This is a genomic window from Streptomyces nanshensis, from assembly GCF_001751255.1.
Lineage (GTDB): Bacteria > Actinomycetota > Actinomycetes > Streptomycetales > Streptomycetaceae > Streptomyces > Streptomyces nanshensis_A.
Map to the genome: position 1 here is coordinate 1 of NZ_LJGW01000437.1, position 17,879 is coordinate 17,879.

The following is a 17,879-nucleotide window of genomic DNA, read 5'->3' on the forward strand; positions in this document are numbered from 1 at the left end:
GAAGACCACCCCCACCCCCGGCAACGGCACCGACTGACCACCGAGCCGAGCTGGCACGTACGACAGCGAGGGCCGTCCCACCACATCAGGTGGGGCGGCCCTCGCTCTATGTGACGAAGTCTGAGAGCTTGCACACAGCCCGAGCGGGCCCATGAGCCGTCACGGGCCGCGTGCCGGGACGTGTACACGCAGGTCAGCGCAGGGGCTCCTGTCCGCCCGGAGCTCCGCGGCCGTCGTCCACCGGCGGGGCAGCACCGTCACCGCCTGTGCAACGCTTCCCCGATGGCGTGAGTACGTCCGGATATGCGCGCAGACCCCGCGCAGCGGCCGTGGAGCCCGGGACGGCCCGAGGCCCGGCCCGCCCCGTACGAGCGCCGACGGCACAGCGGCACGGCAGAACTGGGGAGCGACGATGGCGGACGACAGCACGGGCGGGTACGGCGAGACCACCGGCCGTCCGCGGGGCCGCGCACTGCGGGCCACCGGGCGCCGCCGCAAGCCGCATTCGCGCCGGCGGCGCGTCCTCAAGGCGGCGGCGTGGACCGCCGCTGCGGCCGTCGTCCTCGGCGGCACCGGCGCGGGCTTCGCCTACTTCAAGCTCAACGGCAACATCTCCGGCGTCGACATCGACGCCCAACTGGGCAAGGACCGGCCCGGTGACACCCCCGACGGCTCCATGGACATCCTCGTCCTCGGTTCCGACAGCCGCTCCGGCACCAACGGCAAGTACGGCAAGGGGCAGGAGGGCGCCCGTTCCGACACCGCGATGGTCGTCCACGTCAACAAGGAGCACGACAAGGCGAACGTCGTGTCGATACCGCGCGACACCATCGTCGAGCGCCCCGCGTGCAGCCGCGACGACGGCGGCGGCACCGCGCCCCGGCAGCGCGCGATGTTCAACTCCGCGTACGAGGTGGGCGGTCCGGCCTGCGCCGTGAAGACGGTGGAGTCGATGTCCGGCGTCCGCATGGACCACTACGCGGAGGTCGACTTCGCCGGCTTCAAGAAGCTGATCGACGACCTCGGCGGCGTCGAGGTCACCACCCGCAAGCCGATCGACGACCCGGACAGCCATCTCAAGCTCTCGCCCGGCGCGCACAAGCTCGACGGCGAGCAGTCCCTCGGCCTGGTCCGTACGCGGCACGCGGTCGGCGACGGCAGCGACCTGGGCCGCATCCAGCTCCAGCAGGCGTTCCTGAAGGCGCTGATGGACCAGGTCAACAGCGTCGGCGTCTTCAGCAGCCCGAAGAAGCTCTACGACCTCGCCGACAGCGCCACGTCTGCCGTCACCACCGACTCCGACCTGGACTCCGTACGCGATCTGGCCGGGCTGGCGAGCATGCTCAAGGGCATCAAGTCCGATGACATCCATATGTCGACGCTGCCGGTGACATACGACCCGCAGGACCCCAACCGGGTCGTGCCGGTGGAGTCCAAGGCCGCGAAGATGTGGTCCGCGATCAAGCGGGACGCCGCCATACCGAAGTCCGCGGAGAAGGGCTCGGCGAGCGGTGCGGGCGACGCGGGCGGAGTGGTCGGCTGAGCGGTCCGCGCCCGGCCGCCGGCCGGTCACCATGGGGAATATCCGGCGCCCTCCCCCGGTTTTGGGAGGTACGGCCAGTGATGGCAGACTGGACCGTCGGCCCCGGTTCACGGGGGACAAGCCCGTCCTCCGACCCGGTGCCCTCCAGGAATATAGGAGACACCTTGAAGCGCGACATCCACCCCGAGTACGTAGAGACCCAGGTGAGCTGCACCTGCGGCAACTCCTTCACGACTCGCAGCACCGTGAGCGGCGGCCAGATCCGGGCCGACATCTGCTCCGCGTGCCACCCCTTCTACACCGGCAAGCAGAAGATCCTCGACACCGGTGGCCGTGTGGCCCGGTTCGAGGCCCGCTTCGGCAAGGGCGCCGGTTCCGCCAAGAAGTAGCACCACTCGAGCGCCGGTCTCCTCGGCACGCTCCCCCCGCGGGGGCGTGGGGGACCGGCGCTCTTGCGCTGCCTGGCACTTCCTTCTTCACGTAAAGGGACAAACGATGTTCGAGGCGGTCGAGGAACTGATCGGCGAGCATGCCGAGTTGGAGAAACAGCTCGCCGATCCCGCGATCCACGCCGACCAGACGCGCGCCCGCAGGCTGAACAAGCGCTACGCGGAGCTCTCCCCGGTGATCGCCACGTACCGTTCCTGGAAGCAGACCGGCGACGACATCGCCACCGCACGCGAACTCGCCGTGGACGACCCGGACTTCGCCGCCGAGGTGAAGGACCTGGAGATCCTGCGCGAGGAGCTGACGGAGAAGCTCCGGCTGCTGCTGGTGCCGCGCGACCCCAGCGACGACAAGGACGTCATCCTCGAGATCAAGGCGGGCGAGGGCGGCGACGAGTCCGCGCTCTTCGCCGGCGATCTGCTGCGGATGTATCTGCGCTATGCCGAACGCGTCGGCTGGCGTACGGAGTTGATCCAGTCCACCGAGTCCGACCTCGGCGGCTACAAGGACGTCCAGGTCGCGGTGAAGGCCAAGGGCGGCGCGACGGAGCCCGGTCAGGGCGTGTGGGCGCGGCTGAAGTACGAGGGCGGGGTGCACCGCGTGCAGCGCGTGCCCGCCACCGAGTCGCAGGGACGCATCCACACCTCCGCGGCGGGCGTGCTCGTCCTGCCCGAGGCCGAGGACGTCGACGTGGAGATCAACGCCAACGACCTGCGGATCGACGTCTACCGCTCCTCCGGCCCCGGCGGCCAGTCCGTCAACACCACGGACTCCGCGGTGCGGATCACGCACGAGCCCACCGGCATCGTCGTCTCCTGCCAGAACGAGAAGAGCCAGCTCCAGAACAAGGAACAGGCGCTGCGCATCCTGCGCGCCCGGCTGCTGGCCGCCGCACAGGAGGAGGCAGACCAGGAGGCGTCGGACGCGCGGCGCAGCCAAGTGCGTACGGTGGACCGGTCGGAGCGGGTGCGCACCTACAACTTCCCGGAGAACCGGATCTCCGACCACCGGGTGGGCTTCAAGGCGTACAACCTGGACCAGGTTCTCGACGGCGAACTGGACGCGGTGATCCAGGCGTGCGTCGACGCCGACTCCGCGGCCAAGCTGGCCGCGGCACAGTAAGGGCGTACGGACGGGCGGACGGAATTGGACATGCTGCATTCGTCCGGGGGGCGGCCCCCGAACCCACGCGGTCTGCTGATCGCAGAGGTGGCACAGGCGACCCAGCGGCTCGCCGACGCCGGAGTGCCCTCGCCGAGGTTCGACGCCGAGGAGCTGGCCGCGTACGTGCACGACGTCAAGCGCGGCGAGCTGCACAGGGTGCCGGACTCCGACTTCGACGCCCGCTACTGGGAGGCCGTCTCGCGGCGCGAGGCGCGTGAGCCCCTGCAGCACATCACGGGGCGCGCGTTCTTCCGCTACCTCGAACTTCAGGTCGGGCCGGGGGTGTTCGTACCGCGTCCGGAGACCGAGTCGGTCGCCGGCTGGGCGATAGAGGCGGTACGGGCGATGGACGTCGCCGAGCCGCTCATCGTCGATCTGTGCACGGGATCCGGCGCGATCGCGCTCGCCCTCGCCCAGGAGGTGCCGCGCTCGCGCGTGCACGCCGTCGAGCTGGACGAGGTGGCCTACGGCTGGGCCGCGAAGAACGTCGAGGGCAGCCGCGTCACCCTGCACCACGCCGACGCGCTCACCGCGCTCCCCGAACTCGACGGCCAGGTCGACCTGATCGTCTCCAACCCGCCGTACATCCCGCTCACCGAATGGGAGTATGTGGCGCCCGAAGCCCGCGACCACGACCCCGAGCTGGCGTTGTTCTCCGGGGAGGACGGGCTGAGCACGATCCGCGGTCTGGAGCGCACGGCACACCGGCTGCTGCGCCCCGGCGGCCTCGTCGTCATCGAGCACGCGGACACCCAGGGCGGCCAGGTCCCCTGGATCTTCACCGAGGACCGCGGCTGGGCCGACGCCGCGGACCACCCCGACCTCAACAACCGGCCCCGATTCGCCACAGCCCGCAGGGAGGTGCCGTGATGGCACGGCGTTATGACTGCACCGACGCGACCGACCGCAAGACCGGCCTGCGCGAGGCCGCCTCGGCGGTACGCCGCGGTGAGCTCGTCGTGCTGCCCACGGACACGGTGTACGGCATCGGTGCCGACGCCTTCAGCCCGGACGCCGTCGGCGATCTGCTGGAGGCCAAGGGCCGCGGCAGGAACATGCCGTCACCGGTCCTCGTCGGCTCTCCGAACACGCTGCACGGTCTCGTCACCGACTTCTCCGAGGCCGCCTGGGAGCTGGTCGACGCCTTCTGGCCGGGCGCGCTGACGCTCGTGGCCAAGCACCAGCCCTCGCTGACGTGGGACCTGGGCGACGCCCGCGGCACCGTGGCCGTACGGATGCCGCTGCACCCCGTCGCGATCGAACTGCTCAAGGAGTTCGGGCCGATGGCCGTCTCCTCCGCGAACCTCTCGGGTCATCCGGCGCCGCAGGACTGCGACGCCGCCCAGGAGATGCTGGGGGAGTCCGTCGCCGTGTATCTCGACGGGGGGCCGACGCCCGATTCGGTGCCGTCTTCCATCGTCGACGTCACGGGCCGTACGCCGGTGCTGCTGCGTGCGGGCGCGGTCAGCGCCGAGGAGCTGCGCAAGGTCGTCCCGGACCTGGAGGTGGCGCAGTGACCGGGGTCCGGCGCGGTGCGCCGCCGCCGCGGACGACGGACGGCCTCCGGAGCGGGGGGAAGTGCCCGCCGCCGGGGCACGCCGGGAGATGCCCGCAGTGAACACCCCGCACGGGCGTGGTGCGGCGGATCCGGGCGGTACGGGCGGAGTGGCCGGTCCCCTCGGGCCGGGCGGCCCCGGCGGCATGAGCGGTACCGGGCACGGCTTCGGCTACGGCTTCGCGTACGGGAACGGGACCGGCGGCTTCGCCGGCACCGGCGGTCCGGGCGGCTCCGGGTCCGGTCACGGCGGTCCGGGGCACGGCTCCGGACACGGCGCTTCCGGTCACGGTCCGGGCTCCCCGGGCGGCTTCCGCATCCTCCACGTCTCCACCGGCAACGTCTGCCGCTCGCCCCTGACCGAGCGGCTGACCCGGCATGCCCTGAAGGAGCGGCTGGGCGACGGGCGCAGCGGCGGCATCGTGGTCGAGAGCGCCGGTACGTGGGGCCACGAGGGCGCTCCCATGGAGGAGCACGCGGCGGAGGTGCTGCTGGAGCACGGCGCCGACCCGGAGGGCTTCCGCGGCCGTGAACTGCTCGACGAGCACGTCATCCGGGCCGACTTGGTGCTCACCGCGACCCGTGACCACCGTGCCCAGGTGGTCTCGATGGGGCACTCGGCGGGGCTGCGTACGTTCACGCTCAAGGAGTTCACGCGGCTGGTGCGCGCCATAGACGCCGCGACCCTGCCCGACCCGCGCTCCGCGGAGGGCGTCGTGGAGCGGGCGTACGCGCTCGTACAGGCCGCGGCGGCGCTGCGCGGCTGGCTGCTGGCGCCCAGCCCCGAGGCGGACGAGATCCATGATCCGTACGGCGCTCCCATCCCGTACTTCCGGTCGGTCGGGGACGAGATCAGCAAGGCGCTGGACCCGGTCGTCACGGCACTGACCGGTGTGGAGGCGGGCAGCCGCCCCCACAGGTGAAACCGCCGGCCCCGCGCAGGTGTCCTATGGTGTGGGGCCAAGGAACAGCGAAAACCCTGGGGAACCCGTGCGTGAATATCTGCTGACGCTCTGTGTCGCGGCCGCGGTCACCTATCTACTGACCGGGCCGGTGCGGAAGTTCGCCATCGCGGCGAAGGCGATGCCGCAGATCCGGGCGCGCGACGTCCACCGCGAGCCGACGCCCCGCCTCGGCGGCATCGCGATGTTCGGCGGGCTGTGCGCGGGGCTGCTGGTCGCCTCCCAACTCACCAACATCGGCGAGCTGTTCGTCCTCTCCGACGAGCCGCGCGCGCTGCTGTCCGGCGCCGGGCTGATCTGGCTGCTGGGCGTGCTGGACGACAAGTGGGGCGTGGACGCCCTCGTGAAGCTGGGCGGCCAGATGATCGCCGCGGGCGTCATGGTGCTCCAGGGGCTGACGATCCTGTGGCTGCCCGTGCCGGGTGTGGGCAACGTCGCGCTGACGCAACTGCAGGGCACGCTGCTGACGGTCGCGCTCGTCGTGATCACCATCAACGCCGTGAACTTCGTGGACGGTCTGGACGGTCTGGCCTCCGGCATGGTGACCATCGCCGCCGCGGCGTTCTTCATGTACGCGTACCGCATCTGGTACGGGTACGGCGTCGAAGCGGCCGCTCCCGCAACGCTGTTCGCGGTGCTGCTGATGGGTATGTGCCTGGGCTTCCTGCCGCACAACATGCATCCCGCGCGCATCTTCATGGGCGACTCGGGATCGATGCTGATCGGTCTCGTGCTGGCCGCGGGCGCGGTCTCGATCACCGGTCAGGTCGACCCGGACCTCATGGTCCAGCACACCGGTTCGGTGCGCTCCGCGGTGCACACGATGGTGCCCCTGTACATGCCGCTGCTGCTGCCGCTCACGATCATCGCGATCCCCGTCGCGGACCTGGTGCTCGCGATCGTGCGCAGGACGTGGCGAGGGGAGTCGCCGTTCGCGGCGGACAAGGGGCACTTGCACCACCGGCTGCTGGAGATCGGGCACTCGCACAGCCGCGCGGTGCTGATCATGTACTTCTGGTCGGCGCTGATCGCCTTCGGGGCGGTCGCGTTCTCGGTGCAGTCCTCCAGCCTCGCCATCGTGCTCGCGATCGTGCTGCTGAGCGCGGTGGGTCTGGTGGTGCTGCTGTTGCCGCGCTTCACGCCCCAAGTGCCGCGGTGGGCGTACGCGTTCGTACCGCCGCGCTACCGGCGTGCGCCCGGGGCGCCGGACGAGTCCGGTACGGAATCCGGTATTCCGTCGGATGCGCCGTATTTGGTCAATTTCGAGAAGAATGCCCAATTCGCCGCACCCAACGGGAATTCGGCCGGGACGGCCGGTGCGGAAAAAGCGGAAAACGCACCTCAGCCCGCCTTCGCGGGGCTCAACGGCGCCACCGCGATCGGCCGCAACGATCAACGGGGCGGGCGGAGTTCGGGCCCTTCGTGTGACAGCGAGCACACCAAGTAGGTAAAGACCTCATCAAATAGTTTGTGATAGCGTTCACGAAAGCCGGAGAGCCGGAGACCGGAGCGGAGGACGCCGCTTCGATCTGTGGTTTCGCCCCCTGGATTCCCCTCGCGGAGAGAGGGCGTCTTCCGGCGATCAGCCTTCGACTGGTGCGCGGCTCCGCCGAGTTGCGTCCGTCGAGGCGAGCATCACCCGCCCCCGACCACGCCGGAGCTGCCCTCATGCAGTCCAACGATGCCCGGATCCTGCGGGGAGCGGCGCTCATCGCCGCCCCGGTGGGAGTCGTCGCCACCGTCGTCAGCGCGGTGACGGCCGGCGGGAAGGGCCTCATCGGCGCGCTCGTCGCGCTGGCCGTCGTCGCCGTCTTCTTCGGGCTGGGGTTCGCCGCGCTCATGCGCATCACCCAGGACAAGCCCCAAGTGACCATGATGGCCGGGATGTTGGTCTACACGGTGCAGATGCTCCTCATCGGGATCTTCATCATCGTCTTCAGCGATACGACGCTGTTCAACGCCCGTGCCTTCGCCCTCACTCTGCTCGTCACCGCGCTGGCGTGGGTGGGCGGACAGGTGCGGCAGAGCCTCACGAGCAAGATGCTCTACGTCGATCCCGTACCGTCCGCGTCGGCCAACGAGCCTGCGCACACCGGGAGATCGGGGCCCCGGGATGAGACGTGAGGGGCGTCGGAAGGGCCTTGATCCGCATCTGCTATCGTCCGGAAACGCATCCGGCCGTGTGGGGCCCGCTCGCCGCAGGAGCGCAGTGCCCCGGCGGCCTGCGGTGTACTCGGATCCCAAGCTGTGGCCGCAGCGTGGATCCCGGGTGCCCGGTCCTCGGTGCACGCTCCGAGTCGACCGCAGTGGCACCGCCACACTCTGTCCCCCGTGCCGACAAGCGGTCTCACCAGCCGCGCTGACACACAAGGTTGCCGTCACTTATGCGTCACGACGAAGGAGTCACGGGTGAGCGCCCTAACGCTGCTGGCTAACACCGACTGCCACATCAACGCTGGCTGCGCCTTTCCCGCGCCGGGCCTCCACTCGTTCCAGTACAAGCCGATCTTCAGCGTCGGCGGCATCGAGTTCACCAAGCCGATGCTGCTCGCCGTCATCTGCATGGTGATCGTCGTCGGCTTCTTCTGGGCCGCGTTCAACAAGCCGAAGCTCGTCCCGGGGAAGCTGCAGTTGGTCGGGGAGATCGGTTACAACTTCATCGCGAAGAGCATCGCCACCGAGGTGATCGGCAAGAAGGGGAAGCAGTACATCCCCTTCCTGATGTCGATCTTCTTCTTCGTGTGGCTGATGAACATCATGTCCATCATCCCGCTCGCGCAGTTCCCGGCGACCTCACGCTTCGCCTTCCCGGTCGCACTCGCGCTGCTGGTCTTCGTGACCTACATGTTCCTGACGTTCAAGACCCACGGACTCAAGGGCGGCGTCAAGAACCTGGTGTGGATCGAGGGCCTGCCCAAGCCCCTCGTACCGCTGATCATCCTGCTGGAGTTCATCCAGAACGTGATCACCCGGCCGTTCACGCTCGCGGTGCGGTTGTGGGCCAACATGTTCGCCGGCCACATGCTGATCGTGATGTTCAGCGCCGCGGCCTGGTATCTGGTCACCCCGTCGTTCCTGTCCGTCGTCGCGGGTGGTTCCCTCCTCCTGGCGATCGGCATGACGGCCTTCGAGGTCCTGATCCAGTTCCTCCAGGCGTACATCTTCACGCTGCTCGCCGCGATCTACATCAGCGGAGCGCTCGAAGAGGCCCACTGACCCGATCCAACTCCCCTCGTACCAACGGAACTTCGCTGGGAAGCCCCCAGCGGACCGCATCACACAGGAAGAAGAAGATGACTGCTGAGCTTGTTAACCTCGCCGCCGTCGACATCAAGGGCAACCTGGGCGCCGTCGCCTACGGTCTGGCCGCCATCGGCCCCGGTGTGGGTATCGGCGTGGTCTTCGGCCACTCCATCGAGGCCATGGCCCGTCAGCCCGAGGCCATGGGCATCATCCGCACCAACATGTTCCTCGGCTTCGCGCTCTGTGAGGTCCTGGCGCTCCTCGGCCTGGTCGTCCCCTTCATCTTCTCTTGAGCCGGGACGGCCGGTAGCCATACCCGACGAAAGGTTCGGACATGATGACTTTCTTGGCTGAGGAGGGGGCGCAGAACCCTCTGATCCCCGACACCGTCGAGCTGGTCGTCGGCCTGATCGCCTTCTTCATCGTCTTCGGTGTCCTCGGCAAGAAGCTGCTGCCCACCATCCAGAAGACCCTGGACGAGCGGCAGGACGCGATCGAGGGCGGCCTGGAGCGCGCGCAGGAGGCGCAGACCGAGGCCAACCAGACCCTCGAGCAGTACAAGGCGCAGCTCGCCGAAGCCCGTCACGAGGCCGCTCGCATCACCGAGCAGGCGCGTGAGCAGGGTGCTGCGATCATCGCCGAGATGCGCGAAGAGGGTCAGCGTCAGCGGGACGCGATCATCGCCGCGGGCCACACGCAGACCGAGGCGGACCGCCGCCAGGTGACGGTCGCGCTGCGCCAGGAAGTCGGCCGCATGGCCACCGACCTGGCAGGCCGCGTCGTCGGTGAGTCCCTGGAGGACTCCGCACGGCAGAGCCGCGTCATCGACCGGTTCCTCGAGGAGCTCGAGGAGAAGGCAGAGGCCGCCCGATGATGGGAGCGAGCCGCGACGCGGTCGCCGCCGCCCGCGAGGCCCTGACGGCGCTGACCGACAGCACGTCGGCGGACCCGAAGGCGCTCGCGGACGAACTGGCCGCGGTGACGGTGCTGCTGGACCGCGAGGTCTCGCTGCGCCGCGTACTGGCCGACCCGTCGCGCAGCGGCGAACGCAAGGCGGAACTCGTCGCGAACGTGCTCGGCGGGCAGGTGGGCGGCTCCACCGTCGACCTCGTCTCCGGCATGGTGCGCTCGCGCTGGTCCGCCCCGCGCGACCTGGTGGACGCGACGGAGGAGCTGGCCGACATCGCCGACCTCGTCGCCGCCGAGCGCGACGGCACGCTGGACGAGACCGAGGACGAGCTCTTCCGGTTCTCCCGCACGGTGGCCTCCGCGCCCGACCTGCGGGCGGCACTGGCCAGCGACACCGCCTCGCCCGCGGCGAAGACGGAGCTGGTGCACACGCTGCTCGGCGGCAGGTCCCGGCAGGCCACGGAGCGTCTCGTCACGCGTCTCGTGGCCCATCCGCGGGGACGTAGCCTGGAAGGCGGGCTCGACGCCCTCTCCCGGCTGGCGGCGGAGCGCCGCGGCCGCTCGGTGGCGGTCGTCACCTCCGCGGTGCCGCTGAGCGACAGGCAGCGGCAGCGTCTCGGTTCGGCGCTGGCGAAGCTGTACGGACGCCAGATGCATCTGAATCTCGACGTGGACCCGGAGATCCTCGGCGGGATCAGGGTGCGCGTCGGCGACGAGGTCATCAACGGCTCCATCGCAGACCGCCTCGGCGAGGCCGAACGGCGCCTGGCCGGCTGAGGCCGGCCCCGGCGCACGGGCGCGGCGGCGTCCGCGCCACACCAACTCAACAGCATCACTTAGCGGCCCGAGTTGGGCCGTAGAAGATCGATACGGTCCCAACAAGGAGAGCAGGGAACCCAGATGGCGGAGCTCACGATCCGGCCGGATGAGATCCGGGACGCGCTGGAGAATTTCGTCCAGTCGTACGAGCCGGACGCGGCCTCGCGCGAAGAGGTCGGCACGGTCAGCGTTGCCGGTGACGGCATCGCGAAGGTCGAGGGTCTTCCCTCGGCCATGGCGAACGAGCTGCTGAAGTTCGAGGACGGCACCCTCGGCCTCGCCCTCAACCTCGAGGAGCGCGAGGTGGGTGCGGTCGTCCTCGGTGAGTTCAGCGGCATCGAGGAGGGTCAGCAGGTGCGCCGCACCGGCGAGGTCCTGTCGGTTCCGGTCGGCGACGGCTACCTCGGCCGCGTCGTGGACCCGCTGGGCGCCCCGATCGACGGCCTCGGCGACATCGAGTCCGTGGGCCGCCGCGCCCTCGAGCTCCAGGCCCCGTCCGTCATGCAGCGCAAGTCGGTGCACGAGCCGATGGAGACGGGCTACAAGGCCGTCGACACCATGACGCCGATCGGCCGCGGCCAGCGTCAGCTCGTCATCGGCGACCGGCAGACCGGCAAGACCGCGCTGTGCGTCGACACGATCATCAACCAGCGCGACAACTGGCGTTCCGGCGACCCGGAGAAGCAGGTCCGCTGCATCTACGTCGCCGTCGGCCAGAAGGGCTCCACCATCGCGTCCGTACGCGGCGCCCTGGAGGAGGCCGGTGCGCTGGAGTACACGACGATCGTGGCGGCCCCGGCGTCCGACCCGGCCGGCTTCAAGTACATCGCCCCGTACACCGGCAGCGCCATCGGCCAGCACTGGATGTACGAGGGCAAGCACGTCCTCGTCGTCTTCGACGACCTGACCAAGCAGGCCGACGCCTACCGCGCCGTGTCCCTGCTGCTGCGCCGCCCGCCGGGCCGTGAGGCCTACCCGGGCGACGTCTTCTATCTGCACTCCCGTCTGCTGGAGCGCTGCGCCAAGCTCTCCGACGACATGGGCGCCGGCTCCATGACCGGTCTGCCGATCGTCGAGACCAAGGCCAACGACGTGTCGGCGTTCATTCCGACCAACGTCATCTCCATCACCGACGGCCAGTGCTTCCTGGAGTCCGACCTGTTCAACGCGGGCCAGCGCCCGGCGCTGAACGTCGGTATCTCCGTCTCCCGCGTCGGCGGTTCCGCGCAGCACAAGGCGATCCGGCAGATCACCGGTTCGCTCCGTGTGGACCTCGCCCAGTTCCGCGAGCTCGAGGCGTTCGCCGCCTTCGGCTCCGACCTGGACGACGCCTCCAAGGGAGCCCTGGAGCGCGGTAAGAGGATGACGGAGCTGCTCAAGCAGCCGCAGTACGACCCGTTCTCGACCGAGGACCAGGTCGTCTCCGTGTGGTCCGGCACGAACGGCAAGATGGACGACGTCCCCGTCGAGGACATCCGCCGCTTCGAGCGCGAGCTGCTCGAGTACATGCACCGTGAGCAGAAGGGCCTGCTGACCAGCATCGTCGAGGGCGGCAAGATGTCCGACGACACGGTGCAGGAACTCGGCGAGGCGGTCGACGCCTTCAAGAAGCAGTTCCAGACCGCGGACGGCAAGCTGCTGGGCGAGGACTGAGCCATGGGCGCTCAGACCAGGGTCTACAAGCGGCGGATCAAGTCCGTCACGGCGACCAAGAAGATCACGAGGGCGATGGAGATGATCGCCGCGTCGCGGATCATCAAGGCGCAGCGCCGGGTGGCGGCCTCCGAGCCGTACGCCAAGGAGCTGACCAACGCCGTGCGCGCGGTCGCCACCGGCTCGAACGTGAGGCACGCCCTCACCACGGAGGTCGAGCGTCCGACGCGGGCCGCGGTGCTGCTCATCGTGAGCGACCGCGGACTGGCGGGCGGCTACAACTCCAACGCCATCAAGGCGGCCGACCGGCTCACCAACCGGCTGATCGGCGAGGGCAAGGAAGTCGTCAACTACATCGTCGGCACCCGCGGTGTCACGTACTACCGCTTCCGTGAGCGTGCGATCAAGGAGTCCTGGAGCGGCTTCACGGACAACCCGACCTACGCGGACGCCAAGGCCGTGGCCGCGCCGCTGATCGAGGCGATCACGGCGGACACGGGCGCGGAGAACGGCGTGGACGAACTGCACATCGTCTACACCGAGTTCGTCTCGATGATGACGCAGACGCCGGTCGGCGACCGGATGCTGCCGCTCAGCCTGAAGTCGACGGCGGAAGAGGCCGCGGGAGTCATCGAGGAGAACATCAAGCGAGGTCCGGAGGTCCGTCCGCTCTTCGACTTCGAGCCGTCGGCCGAGCAGGTGCTCGACGCGCTGCTGCCGCGGTACGTCGAGAGCCGCGTGTACAACGCGCTGCTCCAGGCCGCCGCGTCCAAGCACGCCGCCACGCGACGTGCGATGAAGTCGGCGACGGACAACGCCGAAGACCTCATCAAGTCGCTGACGCGGCTTGCCAACGCGGCCCGCCAGGCCGACATCACCCAGGAAATCAGCGAGATCGTCGGTGGCGCGAGCGCGCTGGCTGACGCTTCTGCGGGGAGTGACCGCTAACCATGACCGAAACTCTTGAGAAGGCCACGGCGGCGGGCCGCGTCGCACGCGTCATCGGCCCGGTGGTCGACGTGGAGTTCCCCGTCGACCAGATGCCCGACATCTACAACGCGCTGACGGTCGAGGTCGCCGACCCGGCCGAAGCCGGCAAGAAGAAGACCCTCACGCTCGAGGTCGCGCAGCACCTCGGCGAGGGCCTCGTCAAGGCGATCTCCATGGAGCCCACCGACGGTCTGGTCCGCCAGGCCGAGGTGACCGACACCGGCGAGGGCATCACCGTCCCCGTCGGCGACGTCACCAAGGGCCGGGTGTTCAACACCCTGGGCAAGATCCTCAACGAGCCCGAGGCCGAGTCCGAGGTCACCGAGCGGTGGTCCATCCACCGCAAGGCCCCGGCCTTCGACCAACTCGAGTCCAAGACCGAGATGTTCGAGACGGGCCTGAAGGTCGTCGACCTGCTGACCCCGTACGTCAAGGGCGGAAAGATCGGCCTGTTCGGCGGCGCCGGCGTCGGCAAGACCGTCCTCATCCAGGAAATGATCATGCGTGTGGCGAAGCTGCACGAGGGTGTTTCCGTCTTCGCGGGTGTGGGCGAGCGTACGCGTGAGGGCAACGACCTCATCGACGAGATGGCCGAGTCCGGCGTTCTCCCGCAGACCGCGCTGGTCTTCGGTCAGATGGACGAGCCGCCGGGCACCCGTCTCCGGGTCGCCCTGGCCGGTCTGACCATGGCGGAGTACTTCCGCGATGTGCAGAAGCAGGACGTGCTGTTCTTCATCGACAACATCTTCCGCTTCACCCAGGCCGGTTCCGAGGTCTCCACGCTGCTGGGCCGCATGCCCTCCGCGGTGGGCTACCAGCCGAACCTGGCGGACGAGATGGGTGTGCTCCAGGAGCGCATCACCTCGACCCGTGGCCACTCCATCACCTCGATGCAGGCGATCTACGTGCCCGCGGACGACCTCACCGACCCGGCCCCGGCGACCACCTTCGCGCACCTCGACGCGACGACGGTGCTCTCGCGGCCGATCTCGGAGAAGGGCATCTACCCGGCGGTGGACCCGCTGGACTCCACGTCCCGCATCCTGGACCCGCGGTACATCTCGCAGGAGCACTACGACTGCGCCCAGCGCGTGATCGGGATCCTGCAGAAGTACAAGGACCTGCAGGACATCATCTCGATTCTCGGCATCGACGAGCTCTCCGAAGAGGACAAGCTCACCGTCAGCCGGGCCCGCCGTATCGAGCGCTTCCTGTCGCAGAACACCCACGCGGCCAAGCAGTTCACGGGTCTGGACGGATCGGACGTGCCGCTCGACGAGTCGATCGCCGCGTTCAACGCCATCGCCGACGGTGACTTCGACCACTACCCGGAGCAGGCGTTCTTCATGTGCGGCGGCCTGGACGACCTGAAGGCCAAGGCCAAGGAGCTCGGCGTCTCCTGACGCACGGGTTCCGCGGTCGCGGGGCCGGACCGTGAGGGGCAGCCCTCCGGTCCGTCCCCGCCGCCGCACCCCTTATCCTTTTCCCCATCAACGAAGGAGCCACAGTGGCTGAGCTGCACGTCGAGTTGGTCGCCGCCGACCGTAAGGTCTGGTCCGGCGATGCCAGCCTGGTCGTCGCGCGCACCACCTCCGGCGACATCGGCGTCATGCCCGGTCACCAGCCGCTGCTCGGTGTGCTGGAGCCGGGGGCGGTCGTCATCCGCACGGCCGGCGAGAGCGGCGAGGGCACCGTCTCCGTCGCCGTGCACGGCGGCTTCATCTCCTTCGCGGACGACAAGCTGTCGCTGGTGGCGGAGATCGCGGAGCTCTCGGAAGAGATCGACGTGAGTCGCGCCGAGCGGGCGCTGGACCGGGCGAAGTCGGAAGGCGACGAAGCCGCCGAACGGCGCGCCGAGGTCCGTATGCGAGCGGTGGCGGTCCGCTGAGGAGGCGGCCGACGCCGGGCGCGGAGCCCGGCACGACGAGGACGAAGCTCAGCCGCGGGCTGTTCCGGGTCACCCCGGAGCAACCCGCGGCTGAGCCCATACAGAGGGGGCCGCTCGATCCCGGGGCTCCGCGAGCACCGCGCCACGCGTGGTACGAGAGAGTGCGAGGAGGTCGGTGCTGATGGTCCTCGTTCTGTCCCTGTGCGGCGTGGTCCTGCTGCTGGCGCTGGCGGGGCTGTTCGCGTTCGGATTGCGCCGCCGGCTGCTCCAGCGCTCGGGCGGCACCTTCGACTGCAATCTGCGCTGGGACGCTCCGGCGCCGTCGGAGAAGTACGACGACGAGGGCGCGGGCGGCGCCGGCGGAGCGAGCACCGCGGCGGGCGCCGCCGGGGGCACCGCGGGGGAGGAACCGTCCAGGGCCGCCGGGGCACAGGGCGTACGGCGCGGGCCGGGCAGCGGCAAGGGCTGGGCCTACGGGATCGCGCGCTACAACGGTGACCAGATCGAGTGGTTCCGGGTCTTCTCGTACGCACCGCGTCCCCGCCGCTTTCTCATGCGGAGCCGGATCGAGGTCCTGGAGCGGCGCGACCCGGAGGGCGAGGAGGAGCTGGCCCTGCTCTCGGACGCCGTGATCCTCGCCTGTTCCCTGGAGGGCACCCGTGTCGAGCTGGCCATGAGCGATGACGCGCTCACCGGCTTTCTCGCCTGGCTGGAGGCGGCACCGCCGGGGCAGCGCGTCAACGTGGCCTGAGCGCCCGGTCGTTGGGCCCACCGGGGCGTCCCGTTCGTACGTCCCGTACCTACGTCCCTGTACATACGTCGTGCCGAGCCGCTGACCCGCCGACCGTTCCGTCCGGCCCGTACCGCTCAGCCCAGCAGCGCTGCCACGAGGACCAGCACCGGCACCGACGCCAGCGTCGAGATGAGGATCGCCTCGCGGGCGATGCGCGTGCCCGTCCCGTAACGCGAGGCGTACGCGAAGAGGTTCTGCGCCGACGGCAGCGCCGAGGTCACCACCACCGCGAAGAGCGCCGCCCGCGGCAGATCGAAGAGCCAGGCGCCCAGCGCCCACGCCACCAGCGGCTGCCCCAGCACCTTGCAGACCACCGCCAGCAGCACCGGAACCCGCTCGCGCCCGGCGGAGAGCACGGCGCTGCCGCGCAGGGACATCCCGAAGGCCAGCAGCACGGCGGGCACCGACATCGCGCCCACGAGCTGGAACGGTTCGAGTACGGGCGCGGGCGGACGCCATCCCGTGGCCGCCACGGCCACCCCCGCCAGCGAACCGATGACGATGGGGTTGCGCAGCGGCGTCGTCAGCATGCGCAGCAGACCGCTGCGTTCGGCGGGCGCGGAGAAGACGTCGAGCGCGGTCAGGGCCACCGGTGAGACCACCAGCAGTTGGAAGAGGATCACCGGGGCGACGAGCGAGGCGTCGCCGAGCACGTACGCGGAGATGGGGATGCCGAGGTTCCCGGCGTTGACGTAACTCGCGCACAGGGCGCCCACGGTGCTCTCGCCCGCGGGCCAGCGGCGCAGCGCCGCCACCGCGCAGTAGAGCGCCGCCATGCCGAAGGTGCTCAGCGCCGTGATCAGAAGCTGACCGGAGACCAGCACTCCGAGGTCCGCCCGGGCCATGGTCTCGAACAGCAGGGCGGGCGTGGCCACATGGAAGGCGAGCTTCGTGAGGATCTCGGGTCCGCTGCTGCCGAGGAGGCCGCGCCGCCCGAGCACGTACCCCGTGGCGATGACGCACGCGATGACACCGAAGCCCGCTATCACTCCGCCCACGGCGGTCCCGTTTCCGGCTCGCGGGCCGATGTCGTCGCCTCACTCACGGATCGATTGTCCGTGTCCGGTCGAAAACGCCTGCGGGCGGGTCCTGTTCGGGGCGTCGAGCCCGTGCGGGCAGCGGGTCAGGGGCCCGTGAGGCCGGACTCCTGTGCGAGCACGGCGGCCTGGGTACGGCTGCGCAGACCGAGCTTGCCCAGCAGGCGGCTGACGTGGGTCTTGACCGTGGCCTCCGCCATGCCCAGCCGGTGGGCCGTCTCCGCGTTGGACAGGCCCTGGCCGAGGCAGCGCAGGACGTCGTGTTCGCGGCGGGTCAGCTCGTCCAGGCCCGGCACCGGTACCGGGACCGGTCCTCGGCCCGGCGTGGAGAGCGCTCCGGTACGGGGGAGGTGCGGGCGGCCGGCGCCGCCGGGGCGTGCGAACTCGGCGATCAAACGACGGGTCACCGCGGGCGCGATCATGCCGTCGCCGCGGGCCACCGTCCGTACGGCGTCGACGACTTGGGACGCCTCGCTGTCCTTGAGCAGAAACCCGGAGGCCCCGGCGCGCAACGCCCCGAAGACGTACTCGTCGAGGTCGAAGGTGGTCAGCACCAGGACGTCCGCGAGCTGTTCGCCGGTGATGACGGCGGTGGCCGAGACGCCGTCGAGGCGCGGCATCTGGACGTCCATCAGCACGACGTCGGGCCGCAGTTCGCGGGTGAGACGCACCGCCTCCTCCCCGTCGCCGGCCTCGCCGGCGACCTCGATGCCGGCGGCGCCGCGCAGGATGAGGACGAGCCCGGCCCGTACGGCCTGCTGGTCCTCGGCGACCAGCACGCGGACGCCGGCCGGGGCCGGCTCCTCCCGTGCGGCGCCCTCCGCGCCCTGCGCTCTCTGCGCGTCCTCCGCGCCCGGCGCTCCCTGTGCTTCCGGG

At 70.0% G+C, this 17,879-nt stretch carries 19 protein-coding genes; 17 read left to right on the forward strand and 2 right to left on the reverse strand.

Annotated elements, in window-relative coordinates:
- Positions 1-412: 412 nt before the first annotated feature.
- From AN218_RS27785 to AN218_RS27865, 17 genes are all read left to right on the forward strand, one after another.
- Positions 413-1,543, forward strand: a complete 1,131-nt coding sequence (locus AN218_RS27785) for an LCP family protein (RefSeq protein ID WP_070019873.1) — start codon at positions 413-415, stop codon at positions 1,541-1,543.
- A 164-nt stretch (positions 1,544-1,707) separates the two neighbouring features.
- Positions 1,708-1,932, forward strand: a complete 225-nt coding sequence (gene rpmE, locus AN218_RS27790; RefSeq protein WP_070010905.1) for a 50S ribosomal protein L31 — start codon at positions 1,708-1,710, stop codon at positions 1,930-1,932.
- A gap of 106 nt (positions 1,933-2,038) precedes the next feature.
- On the forward strand, positions 2,039-3,112 hold the full coding sequence (gene prfA / locus AN218_RS27795) for a peptide chain release factor 1 (protein WP_070019874.1): 1,074 nt from the start codon (positions 2,039-2,041) through the stop codon (positions 3,110-3,112).
- Between the two features lie 30 nt (positions 3,113-3,142).
- Positions 3,143-4,024 carry a peptide chain release factor N(5)-glutamine methyltransferase gene (gene prmC / locus AN218_RS27800; protein WP_070019875.1) on the forward strand — a complete coding sequence of 294 codons (882 nt, stop codon included), beginning with the start codon at positions 3,143-3,145 and terminating at the stop codon, positions 4,022-4,024.
- Positions 4,024-4,671 (forward strand): L-threonylcarbamoyladenylate synthase, encoded by a 648-nt coding sequence (locus tag AN218_RS27805; RefSeq protein WP_070019876.1) that lies wholly within the window; start codon positions 4,024-4,026, stop codon positions 4,669-4,671. The genes prmC and AN218_RS27805 overlap by 1 nt, the downstream gene beginning before the upstream one ends.
- A gap of 355 nt (positions 4,672-5,026) precedes the next feature.
- Positions 5,027-5,632, forward strand: a complete 606-nt coding sequence (locus AN218_RS27810) for an arsenate reductase/protein-tyrosine-phosphatase family protein (RefSeq protein WP_070019888.1) — start codon at positions 5,027-5,029, stop codon at positions 5,630-5,632.
- Positions 5,633-5,699: 67 nt separating this feature from the next.
- On the forward strand, positions 5,700-7,118 hold the full coding sequence (locus tag AN218_RS27815) for an MraY family glycosyltransferase (protein ID WP_070019877.1): 1,419 nt from the start codon (positions 5,700-5,702) through the stop codon (positions 7,116-7,118).
- 221 nt (positions 7,119-7,339) lie between these two features.
- On the forward strand, positions 7,340-7,795 hold the full coding sequence (locus AN218_RS27820; RefSeq protein ID WP_070019878.1) for a Cg1360 family ATP-synthase-associated protein: 456 nt from the start codon (positions 7,340-7,342) through the stop codon (positions 7,793-7,795).
- 285 nt (positions 7,796-8,080) lie between these two features.
- A complete protein-coding gene (gene atpB / locus AN218_RS27825) occupies positions 8,081-8,887 on the forward strand; it encodes a F0F1 ATP synthase subunit A (RefSeq protein ID WP_070019879.1) in 807 nt (268 codons plus the stop codon).
- 77 nt (positions 8,888-8,964) lie between these two features.
- Entirely contained in the window at positions 8,965-9,207 is a 243-nt protein-coding gene (gene atpE, locus AN218_RS27830) for an ATP synthase F0 subunit C (protein ID WP_028435191.1), read from the forward strand.
- A gap of 41 nt (positions 9,208-9,248) precedes the next feature.
- Positions 9,249-9,788 (forward strand): F0F1 ATP synthase subunit B, encoded by a 540-nt coding sequence (locus AN218_RS27835; protein WP_070019880.1) that lies wholly within the window; start codon positions 9,249-9,251, stop codon positions 9,786-9,788.
- Positions 9,785-10,600 (forward strand): F0F1 ATP synthase subunit delta, encoded by an 816-nt coding sequence (locus AN218_RS27840; RefSeq protein WP_070019881.1) that lies wholly within the window; start codon positions 9,785-9,787, stop codon positions 10,598-10,600. Before AN218_RS27835 ends, AN218_RS27840 begins: the two co-directional genes overlap by 4 nt.
- A 123-nt stretch (positions 10,601-10,723) precedes the next feature.
- Complete coding sequence (atpA, locus tag AN218_RS27845) at positions 10,724-12,295, forward strand: F0F1 ATP synthase subunit alpha (protein WP_070019882.1); 1,572 nt, start codon at positions 10,724-10,726, stop codon at positions 12,293-12,295.
- Positions 12,296-12,298: 3 nt separating this feature from the next.
- Positions 12,299-13,243, forward strand: a complete 945-nt coding sequence (locus tag AN218_RS27850) for a F0F1 ATP synthase subunit gamma (protein ID WP_070019883.1) — start codon at positions 12,299-12,301, stop codon at positions 13,241-13,243.
- 2 nt (positions 13,244-13,245) lie between these two features.
- A complete protein-coding gene (gene atpD / locus AN218_RS27855; protein WP_070019884.1) occupies positions 13,246-14,688 on the forward strand; it encodes a F0F1 ATP synthase subunit beta in 1,443 nt (480 codons plus the stop codon).
- Between the two features lie 104 nt (positions 14,689-14,792).
- Positions 14,793-15,173, forward strand: coding sequence for a F0F1 ATP synthase subunit epsilon (locus AN218_RS27860; RefSeq protein WP_070019885.1), 381 nt, complete (start codon positions 14,793-14,795; stop codon positions 15,171-15,173).
- A gap of 175 nt (positions 15,174-15,348) precedes the next feature.
- Positions 15,349-15,924: a DUF2550 family protein gene (locus AN218_RS27865; protein ID WP_070019886.1), complete on the forward strand. Its 576-nt coding sequence runs from the start codon at positions 15,349-15,351 to the stop codon at positions 15,922-15,924.
- A gap of 116 nt (positions 15,925-16,040) precedes the next feature.
- On the opposite strand, the gene AN218_RS27870 is transcribed toward AN218_RS27865, so the two are convergent.
- Positions 16,041-16,964, reverse strand: coding sequence for an AEC family transporter (locus AN218_RS27870; protein WP_070019887.1), 924 nt, complete (start codon positions 16,962-16,964; stop codon positions 16,041-16,043).
- A gap of 125 nt (positions 16,965-17,089) precedes the next feature.
- Complete coding sequence (locus AN218_RS27875) at positions 17,090-17,782, reverse strand: response regulator (RefSeq protein WP_070019889.1); 693 nt, start codon at positions 17,780-17,782, stop codon at positions 17,090-17,092.
- Between the last annotated feature and the right edge of the window lie 97 nt (positions 17,783-17,879).